At 37.1% G+C, this 17,553-nt stretch carries 16 protein-coding genes; 12 read left to right on the forward strand and 4 right to left on the reverse strand.

Annotated elements, in window-relative coordinates:
• The first annotated feature begins 198 nt into the window (after window positions 1-198).
• Genes glyQ through QZ562_RS12745 form a run of 3 tightly spaced genes read left to right on the forward strand, consistent with a single transcriptional unit; the run spans window position 199 to window position 3,665 of the window.
• Window positions 199-1,104, forward strand: coding sequence for a glycine--tRNA ligase subunit alpha (gene glyQ, locus QZ562_RS12735; RefSeq protein ID WP_293760584.1), 906 nt, complete (start codon window positions 199-201; stop codon window positions 1,102-1,104).
• Between the two features lie 2 nt (window positions 1,105-1,106).
• Window positions 1,107-3,173: a glycine--tRNA ligase subunit beta gene (gene glyS, locus QZ562_RS12740; RefSeq protein WP_293760587.1), complete on the forward strand. Its 2,067-nt coding sequence runs from the start codon at window positions 1,107-1,109 to the stop codon at window positions 3,171-3,173.
• Between the two features lie 48 nt (window positions 3,174-3,221).
• Entirely contained in the window at window positions 3,222-3,665 is a 444-nt protein-coding gene (locus QZ562_RS12745) for a hypothetical protein (protein WP_293760590.1), read from the forward strand.
• Window positions 3,666-3,721: 56 nt separating this feature from the next.
• On the opposite strand, the gene gyrB is transcribed toward QZ562_RS12745, so the two are convergent.
• The 4 genes from gyrB to dnaA are packed head-to-tail and all read right to left on the reverse strand — an operon-like array spanning window position 3,722 to window position 9,780.
• A complete protein-coding gene (gene gyrB / locus QZ562_RS12750; RefSeq protein ID WP_293760592.1) occupies window positions 3,722-6,142 on the reverse strand; it encodes a DNA topoisomerase (ATP-hydrolyzing) subunit B in 2,421 nt (806 codons plus the stop codon).
• 4 nt (window positions 6,143-6,146) lie between these two features.
• Window positions 6,147-7,235 carry a DNA replication/repair protein RecF gene (gene recF, locus QZ562_RS12755; protein ID WP_293760595.1) on the reverse strand — a complete coding sequence of 363 codons (1,089 nt, stop codon included), beginning with the start codon at window positions 7,233-7,235 and terminating at the stop codon, window positions 6,147-6,149.
• A 28-nt stretch (window positions 7,236-7,263) separates the two neighbouring features.
• Window positions 7,264-8,367: a DNA polymerase III subunit beta gene (dnaN, locus tag QZ562_RS12760; RefSeq protein WP_293760597.1), complete on the reverse strand. Its 1,104-nt coding sequence runs from the start codon at window positions 8,365-8,367 to the stop codon at window positions 7,264-7,266.
• Between the two features lie 18 nt (window positions 8,368-8,385).
• Entirely contained in the window at window positions 8,386-9,780 is a 1,395-nt protein-coding gene (dnaA, locus tag QZ562_RS12765) for a chromosomal replication initiator protein DnaA (RefSeq protein WP_293760600.1), read from the reverse strand.
• Window positions 9,781-10,323: 543 nt separating this feature from the next.
• On the opposite strand from dnaA, the gene rpmH reads away from it, so the two are divergent.
• From rpmH to QZ562_RS12810, 9 genes are all read left to right on the forward strand, one after another.
• Window positions 10,324-10,458, forward strand: coding sequence for a 50S ribosomal protein L34 (gene rpmH / locus QZ562_RS12770; RefSeq protein ID WP_007615483.1), 135 nt, complete (start codon window positions 10,324-10,326; stop codon window positions 10,456-10,458).
• Between the two features lie 9 nt (window positions 10,459-10,467).
• Complete coding sequence (gene rnpA, locus QZ562_RS12775; protein ID WP_293760603.1) at window positions 10,468-10,836, forward strand: ribonuclease P protein component; 369 nt, start codon at window positions 10,468-10,470, stop codon at window positions 10,834-10,836.
• Complete coding sequence (gene yidD / locus QZ562_RS12780; RefSeq protein ID WP_293760605.1) at window positions 10,791-11,042, forward strand: membrane protein insertion efficiency factor YidD; 252 nt, start codon at window positions 10,791-10,793, stop codon at window positions 11,040-11,042. The genes rnpA and yidD overlap by 46 nt, the downstream gene beginning before the upstream one ends.
• 120 nt (window positions 11,043-11,162) lie before the next feature.
• The gene (gene yidC / locus QZ562_RS12785; protein ID WP_293760608.1) at window positions 11,163-12,797 is read left to right on the forward strand and encodes a membrane protein insertase YidC; all 1,635 of its coding nucleotides are present in this window, start codon (window positions 11,163-11,165) and stop codon (window positions 12,795-12,797) included.
• 103 nt (window positions 12,798-12,900) lie between these two features.
• The gene (locus QZ562_RS12790; RefSeq protein ID WP_293760611.1) at window positions 12,901-13,383 is read left to right on the forward strand and encodes a YajQ family cyclic di-GMP-binding protein; all 483 of its coding nucleotides are present in this window, start codon (window positions 12,901-12,903) and stop codon (window positions 13,381-13,383) included.
• 6 nt (window positions 13,384-13,389) lie between these two features.
• Entirely contained in the window at window positions 13,390-14,772 is a 1,383-nt protein-coding gene (gene mnmE / locus QZ562_RS12795) for a tRNA uridine-5-carboxymethylaminomethyl(34) synthesis GTPase MnmE (protein ID WP_293760614.1), read from the forward strand.
• Window positions 14,773-15,265: 493 nt separating this feature from the next.
• On the forward strand, window positions 15,266-15,718 hold the full coding sequence (mioC, locus tag QZ562_RS12800) for an FMN-binding protein MioC (RefSeq protein WP_293760617.1): 453 nt from the start codon (window positions 15,266-15,268) through the stop codon (window positions 15,716-15,718).
• 10 nt (window positions 15,719-15,728) lie between these two features.
• Entirely contained in the window at window positions 15,729-16,382 is a 654-nt protein-coding gene (locus tag QZ562_RS12805) for a DnaT-like ssDNA-binding domain-containing protein (RefSeq protein WP_293760620.1), read from the forward strand.
• A gap of 66 nt (window positions 16,383-16,448) precedes the next feature.
• Window positions 16,449-17,276, forward strand: coding sequence for an ATP-binding protein (locus tag QZ562_RS12810; RefSeq protein ID WP_293760623.1), 828 nt, complete (start codon window positions 16,449-16,451; stop codon window positions 17,274-17,276).
• The last annotated feature ends 277 nt before the right edge of the window (window positions 17,277-17,553 follow it).

A 17,553-nucleotide genomic window follows, 5' to 3' on the forward strand; every position in this document is an offset into this window, starting at 1 on the left:
ATTCATGATTAATATTCATTTTTAAACATGCATCAAGGCAGTTATTTTTATCATTAAATTTCTGCTTCTATATCAAAATGCTGTTTTAATCACCTTTATGCCTACATAGAGTCCACGACAAAAGGTATACTTATTTCTGTTTTTTTAAAGTTTAATTATACGCCAATCTCTAGTGTGGCAGAGGAAATTCAATAACGTATGCAAAAGTTTGATAGTAAGACATTCCAGGGGCTGATCCTAGCGCTTCAGGATTATTGGGCACGTCAAGGTTGCGTGATCATTCAACCCTTAGATATGGAAGTTGGGGCAGGTACATTTCATCCTATGACTTTTTTAAGGTCAATAGGTCCAGAGCCAATTAGTAGTGCTTATGTGCAGCCCTGCCGACGTCCTACTGATGGTCGATATGGAGAAAACCCGAATCGCCTTCAGCAATATTATCAGTTTCAAGTCATGCTTAAACCATCTCCTGACAACATCCAAGATTTGTATTTGGGTTCGCTGAGAGAGCTTGGTTTTGACCCACTCGTTCATGATATTAGATTTGTTGAAGATAACTGGGAATCCCCTACTTTAGGTGCTTGGGGTCTTGGCTGGGAAGTCTGGTTGAATGGTATGGAAGTTACACAATTTACGTACTTTCAACAGGTGGGTGGGATTGAATGTTCTCCTGTTACTGGCGAGATAACTTATGGCCTCGAACGATTAGCAATGTATATTCAAGGTGTTGACAGTATATACGATCTTGTATGGGCTAACGGGCCAATGGGCACAGTCACTTATGGTGATGTATTTCATCAAAACGAAGTTGAACAATCGGCTTATAACTTTGAATACGCTGATGTTGATGCCCTATTTTTAACATTTGACCAATGCGAAGAAGACTGTGAAAAGCTAATTACGGCAAAGTTACCTTTGCCCGCTTATGAACAAGTAATGAAGGCTTCGCATGCGTTTAACTTATTGGACGCCAGGCATGCTATTTCCGTTACAGAACGCCAGCGTTATATTCTAAGAGTAAGATCCCTTTCTAAGGCCTGTGCACAAATTTATTTTGATGCACGGGAATCACTGGGCTTTCCAATGTGTAAGAAGAAGAAGTAGCCATGCGAACTAACAATTTATTAATTGAAATCGGTACAGAAGAATTACCGCCAAAGTCTTTATCAAAACTAGCTGTAGCGTTTAAAGATAATATTCAGTCGAATTTTACTGATAATGACCTAACATTCAACCAGATTAATTGGTATGCCTCTCCAAGGCGACTCGCAGTTATAGTCGAAGGATTGTCTGAATTCCAAACAGATAAACATGTTGAAAAACGAGGGCCTGCATTATTATCTGCATTCGATCAAAATGGCGAACCAACCAAAGCTGCACAAGGTTGGGCACGTTCAAATGGGATTGAGGTCAATCAGGCCGATCGTTTAAAAACAGATAAAGGGGAATGGTTACTTTTCAAAACTCAGGTTAAAGGACAGGCTATAAGTCAGTTCTTAGCAGAACTAGTTGAAAAAGCGCTAAAAACATTACCTATTCCAAAGCCTATGCGTTGGGGAGAGAAATCTACTCAGTTTATTCGGCCAGTTCACACCATAACTATGTTGTACGGCAAGGAATTAATTTCAGGTAAAGTATTAGATGTAGACTCAGCTCGTTCGATTAGGGGACATAGATTTCATACTAGCGCCCCTTTTGAACTTGACTGTGCTGATAATTATCTTAGTCAACTTGAGCAACATTATGTGATTGCTGACCACCGTCGTCGTAAATCGATAATCTTAGAGCAAGTACAAACTTTAGCCAAGCAAGAAAATGCTGTATCAGATATTGATGATGATTTATTAGAAGAAGTAACATCATTGGTGGAATGGCCAGTTGCTTTAATGGCTAACTTTGAAGAGTCTTTTTTAGCTGTACCCAAAGAAGCTCTCATATACACAATGAAGGATGATCAAAAATACTTTCCTTTATTGGACAAAAATGGTCAATTAAAGTCTAGATTTATTTTTATTACCAACATAGAAAGTAAAGAGCCTGACATTATTATCAGCGGTAACGAAAAAGTTATACGTCCTAGATTAGCTGATGCTGAATTTTTCTTTAATACAGACAAAAAACAATCTTTAGCATCTCGCCTTGATAGTTTAAAAAACATATTGTTTCAAAAACAATTAGGCACGCTTTATGAAAAGTCAGAACGAATAGCTTCTATGGCAAAAAGTATTGCCATAATGTTAGGCACAGATCAGGAAGCAGCATATAGAGCAGGCTTATTGAGTAAGACTGACTTGATGACCAACATGGTCATGGAATTTCCTGATATCCAAGGCGTGATGGGTATGCACTACGCTAGGCTTGACGGTGAAGCTGAACTCGTTGCATTAGCACAAAACGAGCAGTACATGCCCCGTTTTGCTGGTGATAACTTGCCTACGTCTGATGTCAGTGTATGTGTTGCAATAGCAGACAAAATAGATACTTTGGTCGGTATTTTCGGTATTGGTCAAATACCTAAAGGCGATAAAGATCCTTTCGCATTACGTCGGGCGTCAATTGGTGTGTTACGTATAATAGTTGATAGGACCTTACCTCTGGATCTGATTGAGTTAGTTGATGCTTCAATTGTCACATTTGGCGATAAAATAAATACTACTGATTTACAAACTAATGTAGTTGATTTTATTTTAGCTAGATTTAAAGCTTGGTATGCAGAACAAGGTATTGCTGCTGGTGTTATTCGAGCCGTTGCAGTTAACCGCCCTACCCGACCAGCAGATTTTGCTGCAAGAGTCGAAGCGGTTAAATCGTTTAGCACTTTAGAATCATCAGAGGCCCTTGCTGCAGCAAACAAGCGTGTAGCAAACATTCTTGCTAAGAACTTATCTGATGAAAAATTGTCTTTTAATAAAGCATTGTTGCAAGAACCAGCTGAAATTGATTTAGCGAAGATATTAGAATTAGTAGAAGCACGTATCCAACCGATGCTTGAACAGTCAGACTACACAAATGCATTGGCAGTCTTAGCCGAGTTGAGACAACCAATAGATGCATTTTTTGAGAATGTGATGGTTATGGCGGATGATGAATCAGTTAAGCGTAATAGATTAACTTTATTATCAAGGTTAAGAGGTTTATTTTTATGCTGCGCAGATATATCAGTTTTAAATTAAATTTCAAAACATCACAACACCTGATATATTTTTGGACATTAGATAGATATGAATAGATTAGTATATTTTTCCGTTGCTATTTTGGCTAGCTCACTCAGTGGTTGTGCAACAAATGTTATTGATAGTTTTATTAAGGAAACAAGCTACGATGGACTCTACCTCAGAGGCGTTTTTTCTTGGTGGGAAGCTGATGAAAAATATAAATTAATTGAACTGTCTGACAACGCATATTCAACTACTATAGAGTTAATTGCTGATGGCCAGCCCTATGATTTTAAATTTGCTGATTCAAACTGGTCGCCAGGATTGAACTGTGGATATGCCAGCGAATCAGATAAAATAATTGTTATTGGTGATTCTGTAAATTCTAATTGTGAGGCTACAGATGATAATTTTCGGTTTACACCAACAGAAACTGGGACATTTCAATTCTTAATCGACTTTAGCGGATTTGGTGCACCTAAAGTGTCAATTCAACACATTATTGATTGATTATATTTAACAAAAAAGCCGCTATATAGAGCGGCTTTTTTTATGTCTAAGCTTTACTAAACGTCTAAGTTTGCAACCTTAAGCGCGTTCTCTTCAATGAATGCCCTTCTAGGTTCTACCTGGTCACCCATTAAGGTAGTAAAAAGTTGATCAGCTCCAACAGCATCCTCAATAGTTACTTGAAGCATTCTGCGCGATGCTGGATCCATAGTCGTTTCCCATAATTGTCCCGGGTTCATCTCTCCTAACCCTTTATAACGTTGGATATATTGACCTCGTTTAGATTCAGCCATTAGCCAGTCTAACGCATCAACAAATGTTGAAACCGGTTTAATTTTATCGTTACGCTTTACATATCCACCAGATTCTATTATTCCGTTTATCGCTAGGTTAAGAGCTTTGAGACGTTTGTACTCGTTGGAGTTGATAAACTCTTGGTCGATTCGATGTTCATTGTCTATACCGTGTAATCGTATAATAATAACAACAAACCAATTATTTCTTTCTGAATTATGGCGTATTTCAAATGTATATGTTGCCCCGTCTACCTCATCAATAGTCAACTCCTTTGTAAACTCTTCTGCAAAATCAGTCAGCTTTTGAGCATCATTTACATCCTCAGGATCAAGTGTAAAACTATAAATTAACTTATTGAGTACTACCTCTGGCATCAAACGGTTAATACGAGCAATCATAGTTACTGTTTCTTGATACTGATTGACCATTGTTTCTAAAGCAATACCTGCAATAGCTGGCGCATCTTCGTTCACGTGTATTGAAGCATTATCAAGAGCTATAGATGTAAGATACTTAGTTAAAGAATCATCGTCTTTTAGATATTGCTCTTGTTTACCTTTTTTGATTTTATAAAGAGGTGGTTGGGCTATATAAATATAGCCACGCTCAATAATTTCTGGCATTTGACGATAAAAGAAAGTTAACAACAACGTACGAATGTGTGATCCATCCACATCAGCATCTGTCATAATAATGATACGATGATAACGCAATTTCTCGGGGTTATATTCGTCTCGACCAATGCCACAACCTAACGCAGTGATGAGTGTTGCAACCTCTTGAGAGGATAGCATTTTGTCAAAACGTGCTTTTTCAACGTTCAATATTTTGCCTTTCAGTGGCAATATTGCTTGGTTCTTACGGTTTCGCCCTTGTTTTGCTGAACCACCGGCAGAGTCCCCTTCCACTATGTACAGTTCTGAAAGTGCAGGATCTTTCTCTTGGCAATCAGCTAGTTTTCCTGGAAGGCCAGCCAAGTCTAAAGCACCTTTTCTACGTGTCATTTCACGGGCCTTCCTTGCCGCATCTCTTGCTCTTGCAGCATCAATGATCTTACCGACAATAATTTTACTTTCAGAAGGGTTTTCTAAAAGAAACTCTTGAAGCCTTTCACCCATGACCGTTTCTACAGCAGGTCTTACTTCTGAAGAAACTAACTTGTCTTTCGTTTGTGAAGAGAATTTTGGATCTGGTACTTTTACTGAAATGATTGCAGTTAAACCTTCTCTCGCATCATCACCACTGGTGCTGGTTTTGGCTTTTTTTGAAAGTCCCTCTTTATCCATATAGTTATTGAGGGTCCTAGTCAAAGCGCCTCTAAAACCAGCTAAATGACTACCACCATCTTTTTGTGGGATATTATTGGTAAAACAAAATACATTTTCTTGATAACTATCATTCCATTGCATGGCTACTTCAACTGAAATTCCATCATCACGGTGTGAATCAAAATAGAATATTTTCTGATGTACGGGTGTCTTATTTTGGTTTAGGTATTCGATAAAGGCTGTTATACCACCTTCATATTCAAATTTATCAGTTTTGCCGTCACGCTCATCCTCAAGAATGATACACACTCCTGAATTTAGAAAAGATAATTCACGTAACTTTTTAGCCAGTATGTCGTAGTGAAACACAACACCGGTAAAAGTACCCTCACTTGGCCAAAACCGTAAACTTGTACCTGTTGCTTCTGAATCACCGATAACTGCTAAAGGTTGTTGTGGCACACCATGCTGGTATTCTTGCTCGTAAAGCTTACCTCCACGACGAACCTGCAGCATAAGCTTTTTAGACAGCGCATTAACAACTGATACACCAACTCCGTGCAATCCACCAGAAACTTTATAGGAGTTATCGTCAAATTTACCACCTGCGTGTAATACAGTCATGATAACTTCAGCTGCTGAAACACCCTCCTCTTCGTGGATTTCTGTAGGAATTCCACGACCATCATCTTTAACTGACACTGATCCATCAATATGTATTTTTACATTGATACTTGAACAGTGACCTGCAAGTGCTTCATCGATAGAGTTGTCCACTACCTCAAAAACCATATGATGTAAGCCAGTGCCGTCATCTGTATCACCGATGTACATACCAGGTCTTTTTCTAACGGCATCAAGTCCTTTTAGTACTTTAATACTCGACGAATCATAAACATTTTCTTCTGCCATTTAATTAAATCTCCTCTCTCACATGGCCATGTTCCACGTGAAACACTTTTTTATCGTTATAGTTCTTTAAAAAGTCTAATTGCTTGATATCTATCGCTGTCACAAACAACTGGGTCTCAGCAGTGTTCAATTTCGAGATGAACACCTGTCTTTTTTCTTCATCTAATTCTGCGCCCACATCATCTAACAAAAAAATTGAGCTTTTATACGTTTTTGTATGAAGATATTGGGTTTGGGCTAATTGCATACCAGCAACTAACATCCTCAATTGACCTCTAGATAATATCTCATGGGCAATGGTGCCATGTATTTTAATACGTAAATCTGCTTTATGAGGTCCAACACTAAGGAAACCGTTTCTCTGGTCCCGTTGTCTATTTTTTAAAATAGCATCTTCTAAACTAAGCTCTTTTTCCCATCCCCTATAATACGAAATTTCGAAAGAAAACTCAGGTAAAAAATCCTTTAAATTAGCATTTATGAGTCGTATCAGGTGTTCTTTTATTAAACTTGACCTGTTTGCACTGATTACTTCCCCTTTTTGACATAGGATGTCAGTCCAGTAACGTAAAGCCTGTTCAGGTTGGTTCGTTTTATACAGGGCATTTAAATGCTTTAAACTCTTACTAAAAACCTGAAAATCAAGGTTAAAAGATTGTTCCACGTGAAACAATAACCAATCTAAATATTGTCTTCGCAGTTTCGGTGCACCGAGTAATAGATCAGAACTCTGGGGGGTGAAAATCTGAATAGGCAAATGGCTCGCTAAATCTGAAGCACGTTTTGACTTTTGACCATTAATATTCACAACACAGCTATCGTTTGCTAGTCGACTTATACCAAATTTTTGTTGCATGCCATCTTCTACAACAGCGGAGCAGAACACAGTAAAACCTGATTTTTGGTGACTGATAACATTTTTATGTTTTGAAGTACGAAAAGAACGTGCAAAACCTAAATAATGTAGAGCTTCTAATATTGATGATTTACCACTACCATTCTCTCCAAGAAACACATTCAAACTTTTATGTGCAGTAAGGGACAATTCATCAATATTTCTGAAATGGCTGATCTGGACCTTGTCCAGTTTCATAAAGGTGTAAGCTTCTTGTAAGGGCTAATTATAATCTCATGGGCATTATGACATACAAAGCGGAATCATCTTTAGAGTCTTCTATCAAAGCACTGCTATTTGAGTCAGCAAGAGTGATACGCACTTCTTCACAATTCAAACCATTCATAACATCAATTAAGTAAGCAACATTAAAACCAATTTCTAAACTATCGCCCTGATAATTTACGTCTACAATTTCTTCAGCCTCTTCTTGTTCTGGGTTATTAGCCGTGATTTTTAACTCACCACTGGATAAGTTTAATCGTACGCCTCTAAATTTTTCATTTGATAAGATTGAGGCCCTAGAGAAAGCATGTTTTAGTCCGTCCTTACCTGACTCTATCTTTTTATCGCCATCTTTTGGTAACACCCTCCTATAGTCAGGAAAACGACCATCCACTAATTTACTAGTAAAAATAAAGTCTGTTGAATAAATTCTGATATGATTGGAACCAACCTGTACTTTCACTAATTTATCACTATCTTCAATTAGGCGAATTATCTCTAACACCCCCTTCCGAGGTATAATAACCTGACGATTTGGCAATGTAGAGTTAGTATAATTTAAGCGACACAGCGCTAACCTATGACCGTCTGTAGCAACAGTACGAATAAGGTTATCTTCGGTCTCTAGTGACATGCCGTTTAAGTAGTAACGAACATCTTGTTGTGCCATACAGAAATGTGTACTGTCAATTAGACGTTTTAAATCTGATTGAGGAATTTCAAACTCAAGTTCACCCTGCCAATCTTCTAAATTTGGATAATCATCGGCAGACAATGTTGATAAACTATATTTACTACGACCAGATTTAAGCAATGCCTTATTAGACTCTACGCTGAAATCTATATTACTGCCTTCGTTTAATCCTCTGCAGATGTCTAATAACTTCTTAGCAGGAACCGTGATTTCTCCTTCGACAAATTCACCAGTAAGAGTGACATTGGAAATCAACTCAACCTCTAAATCCGTGCCGGTCAACCAAAGTGAGTTATCACTAACCTTAATCAGAACGTTTGACAATATAGGTAATGTGTGACGACGCTCAACAGCGCCAGAGACCAACTGAAGTGGTTGTAAGAAGTTTTCCCTGCTAATGCTAAATTTCATCTTTTTACTCGTGAATTTTTAAGAAGATAATGTGCGAATTAAGTTCTGATAGTCTTCTTTTATATCATGACTTTCTTCCCTTAGCTGCACTATTTTTCGACAGGCATGTAATACAGTAGTGTGGTCTCTACCACCAAATGCATCTCCAATTTCTGGTAAACTATGATTAGTTAACTCTTTGGACAAAGCCATAGCCATCTGCCTAGGCCTCGCAACACTGCGACTACGACGCTTGGACAAAATATCTGCCATTTTAATTTTATAATATTCTGCAACCGTTTTTTGAATGTTATCGATAGTAACTAGCTTCTCCTGAAGCGCTAATAAATCTCGAAGCGCTTCGCGAACAAAGTCTATCGTAATGGGTCTACCGGTAAAATTAGCATTAGCAATAACTCGGTTTAACGCACCTTCAAGCTCACGTACATTTGAACGTAACCGCTTAGCAATAAAAAAAGCAACTTCATCAGGCAAAAATATTTTATTCTCCACAGCCTTTCGCATCAATATTGCAACGCGCGTTTCTAACTCGGGAGGTTCAATAGCAATAGTAAGCCCCCAACCAAATCGAGATTTCAAGCGGTCCTCCACACCTACAATCTCTTTTGGGTAACGGTCAGATGTAAGTATTATTTGTTGATTTCCTTCCAACAGAGCATTGAACGTATGGAAAAACTCTTCTTGTGAGCGCTCCTTGTTGGCAAAAAACTGAATATCATCGATTAATAAAGCATCAACCGAACGATAATAACGTTTGAATTCTTCTATAGCGTTATTCTGCAACGCTTTAACCATGTCTTGAACAAAACGCTCAGAATGCATATATACAACAGTGGCGTTTTTCTTTTTATCCATAATGCCATTACCAACGGCATGCAATAAATGGGTTTTGCCAAGACCGGTACCACCGTAAATAAATAGTGGATTATAAGCGCCACCTGGATTATCAGCAACTTGCTGAGAAGCAGCTCTTGCTAACTGATTTGACTTACCTTCAACAAAGTTATCAAATTTGTACGTTAAATTAATATTGCTTTTATGCTGTGGTGCAATAGGAGCGGAATGTGAGGCAACAAAAGCTGTTGATGGTAGGCGATTAATTTGATGCTGCCTATTTTGAAAAGGTGTTGATGACTGATGGCTATTTGAATTAAATGCTCTACCAGCATCTACATTAACAACCTTTACCTCGAAACGTAACTGAGGCGCTTTATCCCCACAAAATTCAGCAAGCAAATTATTAATTTGTGAAAAATATTTATCTCTAACCCAATCCAAAACAAATCGATTAGGTGCAAAGAGAGTAATATGAGCATCGCCATGTTCGGCTTGGAGTGGTCTTATCCACATACTAAACTGTTGTATAGGTAAATCCTGCTGTAACCTATCGAGACACTGATTCCATATAGACATCGAAAAAAACAACTCCACCCTTATGAATAACGGCCAAAAAGAGATAAAACAAAATTACAAAACAAAAACGAGAAGTAATAGCTGTATTAATATTAGGCGGTTAAAAGAACTTCTGAAACTAGCTGTGGATTATCTCGTTAATCACTACACTAACGCAACATACATTTAAAATTAATTAGAAATAACTTTAACTTTTCATTTATCCATTTGTTTTAATAGAAGTAAATTGAAATTAAGCAAGTATTAATAACTGGTAACTTAAAACATAATTAACAAGAACATTTAATTATAAATATTAATAATTATAAATATTGGGTAACTAAAGTGATAGCCCTGTGGATAAAACAGAAATTTCCGACAGTTACCAATATTACTGTCAACTGCCAAGTTAACAAGGTATAACTTTAAGTTAGAGTTATTGATTGACAATAAGCGAAGTGATCTCTATTATTCAGCGTCATTTTTGAGCATGGTAATATCATCAAAAGGTTATTACATTAAATGCTCATTTTGTTTAAACCTTATGTATAGCGGGACTAGGTCATGAAAAGAACTTTTCAACCAAGCAACTTAAAGCGTAAGCGTTCACACGGTTTTCGTGCCCGTATGGCGACTAAAAATGGCCGCAAGGTTATAGCCAATCGTCGTGCTAAAGGCCGTGCGCGCTTATCAGCTTAATTATCCAAGGTGGGTGAAAATAACTTTTCTCGGGAGCTAAGGCTACTTACTCCCACCCACTTTGAATATGTCTTCAGTGATGCAATACCGTCTGTCTCACCCCAAATTACTCTACTTGCCAGAATAAATACTACGAATAATCCTCGTTTAGGTATCACGCTGCCTAAAAAAAGAGTTAAGTATGCCCACGATAGAAATAGACTAAAACGCATAATTCGAGAGAGCTTTCGTTTACAACGCCATTCATTTCCAAATATTGATATAGTCGTGGTAGGTAAAAGTGGATTGGATAAACTGTCGAATCAAGATTTGTTTTTTTTGCTGGGTAAATTATGGAAAAAATTAGCGTCGCGTTGCGAAAAATCCCGATTGGGATAATTAAGCTCTATCAAGTAGTGCTTTCACCGATGCTCGGACCTACATGTAGGTTTCACCCAAGTTGCTCTTATTATGCAATTGATGCGATTACTCAATACGGATTAGTGAAAGGATGTTGGCTAAGCTTAAAACGCGTATTGAGATGTCATCCACTTAATGATGGCGGGTATGATCCAGTACCAGAAAAAAAACAAAATAAAGAATGATTTTTAGACTTATGCCATCATTGATGAGTTAGTCATAAGTAAAGCAATAACGTCGCCGTGGTTTAATGTTTTGACTCGAGTAAGTCACCCACATAATTAAGTAGTTAATAAGAGTATTTTATGGAATCCCAACGCAGTTTTTTATTAATTGGCCTCGCAATGGTCGGCTTTTTACTATGGCAACAATGGCAGTTAGATTATGGCCCACAACCAGTCGCACCGATAACGACGTCTGCGCAATTGAGTACTGAACTCGACATGCCTAGCTCCGAAGATGTGCCAGCTGCAAGTTCAGATAACCAGAGGCTAATAAATAGCACAACTCGTGGTGGGAAAATAATATCAGTTGTTACTGATACGCTCATTCTTAGCATTGACACAAAAGGCGGTGATGTTGTTTCTGCAAATCTAGCTAAGTTTCCATTAGAAGAGGATTCTGATGAATTATATAGTCTACTTAAACCTAGCGGTGACAAATTATTTATTGCGCAAAGCGGCTTAATTGGACGAGATGGGACAGACAGTAAAGGTCGTCCCACTTATACAGTTGTAAAAGATAGTTACGTGCTTGAAGGCGCGTCTCTGACAGTTCCACTTACATTAGTGACTCCAGGAGGATTAGAAGTTACTAAAAGCTTCATATTTAACCGTGGCAGCCATAAAATTGATGTCACCTATGACATCAAAAATAACACCAGTGATCCTAAACAAGTTCAACAGTTTGCTCAACTCAAACAAAGCATGCTTGAACAAGAAGGCAGTATGTTTATGCCTATTTATCGTGGTGGTGCATATTCAACGGAAGATGATCGTTATCAAAAGTATCCCTTCGACGATATGGTTGATAGCAATCTGAAAAAAACAACAGCTGCAGGATGGGCAGCAATGATTGAACATTACTTTGTATCAGCGTGGGTCCCACCGCAAGACCAGAAAAACAATTTATTCAGCAGGGTGTTACAGCAAACAAATGGTGTAATTGGTTATACAGGCCAGTCTGTGACAATCGAAGCGGGTAAAACAGCACAGATTAATAGTATTTTATACCTTGGACCCAAAGATCAGGATACATTAGCAGGCATAGCAAATGGTCTTGACCTAACTGTTGATTACGGTTTTTTATGGATGATTTCACAACCACTTTTCACTTTTCTACAATTTATTCATACCCTAGTAGGTAATTGGGGCTTTGCAATCATACTCATCACCATAGTCGTTAAAGGGGCTATGTATCCCCTAACCAAAAAACAATACGAGTCTATGGCCAAGATGCGTGCACTAAAGCCTAAGATGGATGCACTCAAAGAACGTTTTGGCGATGATAAACAAAAAATGCAACAGGCCATGATGGAAATGTATAAAAAGGATAAGGTTAATCCTATGGGTGGCTGCTTCCCACTACTTCTACAAATGCCCATATTCTTAGCCTTATATTGGGTATTGCTTGAAAGCGTTGAACTTAGACATGCGGATTTTATATTCTGGATAACTGATCTAAGTGCAAAAGACCCTTTCTTCGTATTACCAGTGTTAACCGGTATCAGCATGTACTTGTTACAAAAATTGCAGCCCATGACAATGACAGACCCCATGCAACAAAAAATCATGCAATTTATGCCCGTTGCTATGAGTCTATTCTTCTTTATATTTCCAGCAGGCTTAGTACTTTATTGGTTGATAAGTAACGTTATAACTTTGGTCCAAGCTAAAATAATTTACGCTTCAATGGAAAAACGTGGTTTAAAGACAAAATAAGTGTAGAAAACCAAAAGCCCGTTCTATAGGTTAATTAACCTATAGAACGGGCTTTTTTGTGCGTACAATAACTATTACTCACTAACAAAACTTGGAAACACAGATGCCATCATTAGATATTGTTTCAGAAATTGATTTAGCCGAACTACTGAATGCTGTCGATAATGCGAATAGAGAAATAAGCACACGTTTTGATTTTAGAGGTGTAGAGGCTAATTTTGAGTTGAAAGAAGGAATAGTCACTATGACGGCTGATAACGATTTTCAACTTAAACAAATGCTTGATATCCTGCGTGGAACTTGCGTAAAACGTAGTGTGGACACTGCCGCATTTGAAGAGAAAGATGTACAACATATAGGTAAAATTTACAAACAAGCTATCGCCTTCAAACAAGGCATAGAACAACCTGTAGCTAAAAAAATAATTAAACTTATCAAGGATGCAAAACTAAAAGTACAAGCGCAAATACAAGGCGATCAAGTACGAGTTACGGGTAAAAAACGTGATGATTTACAGCAAGTTATGGCACTAGCTAAAGATGCAGATTTAGAACAACCATTACAATTTACAAACTTTAGAGATTAATTAAACATGACTGCTACAGGGTTATTAACACAACAAGATACTATTGTTGCCCAGGCGACTGCACCAGGTCGAGGTGGTGTTGGCATAATCCGAATTTCTGGAAGTTTGGCAAGTGCCACAGCGCAAGTAATATTAGGTAAACTACCTGAAACACGTAAAGCAGAATACCTACCGTTTTCTGACACAGAAAATAATATTATTGACCAAGGAATAGCGATATTTTTTAAAGCACCAAACTCATTTACTGGTGAGGATGTGCTCGAACTTCAAGGACATGGAGGACAAGTTGTATTGGACATGTTGCTTAATGCTATTTTGAAAATACCAACGTTACGTATTGCGATGCCGGGTGAATTTAGCGAACGAGCATTCTTAAACGATAAATTGGATTTAGCACAAGCCGAAGCCATAGCAGATTTGATTGATGCAAGCTCTGAACAAGCTGCTAAAGGAGCATTACGCTCTTTACAGGGTGCCTTCTCACAACATATTCATACTTTAGTGGAACAAGTAATTTACCTTCGGATGTACGTTGAAGCTGCCATTGATTTTCCTGATGAGGAAATTGACTTTTTAAGCGATGGTAAAATACAAAAAGATTTAAAAAATATAATTAAATCTTTTGAAACGCTGCGTCAACAAACCAAACAAGGTGCGTTACTTAAAGAAGGAATGCGAGTAGTTATTGCAGGTAAACCTAATGCGGGTAAGTCTAGTTTACTCAATGCATTAGCGGGAAGAGATGCAGCTATAGTTACAGATATTGCTGGGACGACTCGTGACGTGCTTAAAGAACATATACATATTGATGGAATGCCATTACACATAATCGACACTGCAGGGTTACGAGATAGTCCAGATAAAGTAGAAAAAATAGGTATTGAACGAGCCTGGCAAGAAATACATCAAGCAGATCGAGTGTTGTTCATGTTGGATAGTACTGAATCTGCAGAAACTCATCCTGAAAAAATATGGCCAGAGTTTTATCAGCAACTATCTAAAAATGTTGGATTGACAGTTATTCGTAATAAAGTAGATCTAACAAATGAATCTATTGGTTTTGATAATAGCGGTGATTATCCGGTTATTTCTTTATCTGCTAATAATGGACAAGGACTATCTTCTTTAACAAGTCACCTAAAAGAATGTATGGGTTTTAATGTCAGCTCGGAAGGCCAATTTATTGCACGCAGGCGTCACTTAGATGCCATAGAAAAAGCAGCAGAACATCTATATCTAGGTAAATATCAATTAGAAGAAAACCTTGCTGGTGAGCTACTTGCAGAGGAGCTGCGCTTGACACAACAACACCTCAATGAAATAACCGGAGAATTTAGCTCTGATGACTTACTCACTAAAATATTTTCTTCATTTTGTATAGGTAAATAAATTTAAAGATAGTCACTTTCAGACTACTGTTAAGTACCCTTATATCGATGTTTAATATTAATATTGTAAAAAGACATTCAGATTAATTTTACCAACATTAATGTTTTTCTGCCGATATAGGTTTATTAAATTGCAGAAAAAGTGCAAACAACACCCCACAAATATATATTTTGGTAAGTACCATTCACTCAGTAAACACGCTAATATTTAAGATATAACATTAATAATGACTTTATAAGCAGGCCTCAGACACATAAAGAGCATTTGAAAGTGATGAAAGTTAAATTACAAAGAGAATATAATTAATAGATATAAGCCATGGTCATGGAATTAAATTGATAAAATGTTTATTAAAATCAAGATGGCTGAAAATATTGATTATGCGTCAAAAATAAAATAGTGAAACTAGCTAACACACAGACACTGAATTAGGCATGGCGATCTCTTAATCACAATGTACAATGTCAAAATCAATCAATCACACAGTAAATAAATGGCTAAGTTTGAAATCATAGTAGGTAGCGTATTGGGCGCAAGTGAATATGTTGCCGATGCATTACAAGAAATGTTATTAAGTCATGCACATAGCGCAGACATACATTTAACCCCAAAGTTAAAAGACCTAGATCGGCGTGCTATTTGGATAATTTGTACTTCTACACATGGTGCCGGTGACTTACCAGACAATATCCAACCCTTTGCTAAACAATTAGAAAACCTAGATTTAAAAGGTCATTCTTTTCTAATCGTCGGTTTAGGTGATAGTAGTTATGACACCTATTGCCATGGTTCAGTACAAATAGAAAGTATTATGCTCAGTTCTGGCGCTAAACTGCTGTCCTCTGCCCTTCACATCGATGTACTTAATCATCCTATCCCTGAAGATATTGCAGTTGAGTGGCTTGAAAGTTGGCTAAAAACAATGAACATCTTGCATAATCATTGAAAAAGTCACTATGCAATTAAATAAAGCAGAACAAACAGCCCTTCGCCAGTCTTTGAGTAATGATGCTCGGATTTTGTATATCCTTGGTATAAAGCCAACTGCCGATGAATCAACAGGGGTGACTTCACCATTAAACTATAAATCATTGCTATCCTTATTGAATACCAAAGAAGAAAAATTTACTTTGGGCCGGCAGGTTAACAGTTTGGTAAAAGAACTGTTGGGTGTGGGCTTGGTATGTTTTCAAGGCGATGTAGAATTAAGTCATAGCTTTAATTCTAAAATCCTTGTTCTATCATTGACTACAATGAAAGTAGATGAATATTCTAAGTTACATTTAAATTGGCATACTATGCATGTTGGCTGGTTACCTAATGAAAAATTAATCAGTGACCTTGCCAAACTTGTAGGAATTATTGATTATGAATACACAACTAATGAATTAGGCGACTTTATAGCATATTGGTTAGGTAGGCCAGAATCACAATTTAGTGAATATCAGTGGACACAAAAATTTGTATTTAACCTAAAAAAAATTCGCTTAGCCCATGGATTTAAGAATGTTCAAAAGGTAGGTCAGCAAAAAGTGCAAACTAAAGCGGGTATACTAGCTGATGATAACGCTAAAAAATTAGTAGCTAAATATAGTAAAACTAACACTTAGTTAGCCGCTCTATCAAAGTTAGGGCACAGAATCATTTCATGTTTATCAATCGGGATAATAAAACTCGTGGACAGTATTAAAGATAAAATTCAAAGATTAGGTAAAGCGCTAGGACGTCAATATGTTCCTGAAAAATATACTAAATATGCTGACTTAAGATCGGAATATGAAGCCTTAGCAAACCGTGATGTGAAACAACTTCAGCGTGAAGGAAAAAAACAACGTATTCAAGATATTCAAGGCCGTTCTGAACTGAATCCAAAGTGGACATTCACCAACCTAATTGAAGACAGCAATGATGTAATCGAAGCAGTCAGTATTGCAAAATCTTTTATCGCCGCTCATGAGGATGTGAATTGGCGAAAAAGTGGTGCACATATGATGATTTTTTACGGTGATTATGGTCGGGGAAAGTCACATACTGCTGGTGCAATAGCTCATGAACTGATTGAAAAATTTGAAATTTCAGTATTATATAGGCAGCTATCTACTATATTAGAGATGCGTTTCTTTTCTTATGATTACAATGCTCAAGATAATGTAGGCCAGAGATTTCGTGAAATAAACAGAGAATTACTTGATGTAGACTTGCTGATACTTGATGAAGTATGTGTGAATGAAAGTGTTTTGAAGAAAAATGCACAAAGTTGGTTAGGCAATGTACTGAGACAAAGGCTAGCCAATAATAAAAATTGTATTATGATCACTAATCACAACCTTGCTGAATTTGAGAATGCCTTAGGCCGATATTGCTTTGAATCCATCAAAGAATACGATACATATAAAGTAAAATTTTCAGGTCCTAGCAGACGTAAGGAAATTATTCCTACTCAACCAGAACCACAACAACAACCTCAAAACACCTCTGGCTATCGTCCAAATCAAGTTAAATAGTTAGTAAGTCTTAAATATTTAAGGGTATAAAGTTACTGCTTACCCTTTATTTATTCACTGGGTAGTGGTGCAAATATATAATAAAGTGAACCAATATTAATGGGTCATATTTCCAACAAAAAGATAATAGAATCTTTAAATTACCCCTGTGATTAATTTTGCAGAGAATAAAATTTGACTTTTATTTTCTCTTATAAAGTCTGATTATTAAACGTTGATTTAGGATAAAAAGTCAGCCTTAACGCCATAATAATCAAATTTAAAATTACATATAAGC

Origin of the sequence: uncultured Paraglaciecola sp. (assembly GCF_913058035.1) — a bacterium.
Taxonomy (GTDB): Bacteria; Pseudomonadota; Gammaproteobacteria; order Enterobacterales; family Alteromonadaceae; genus Paraglaciecola.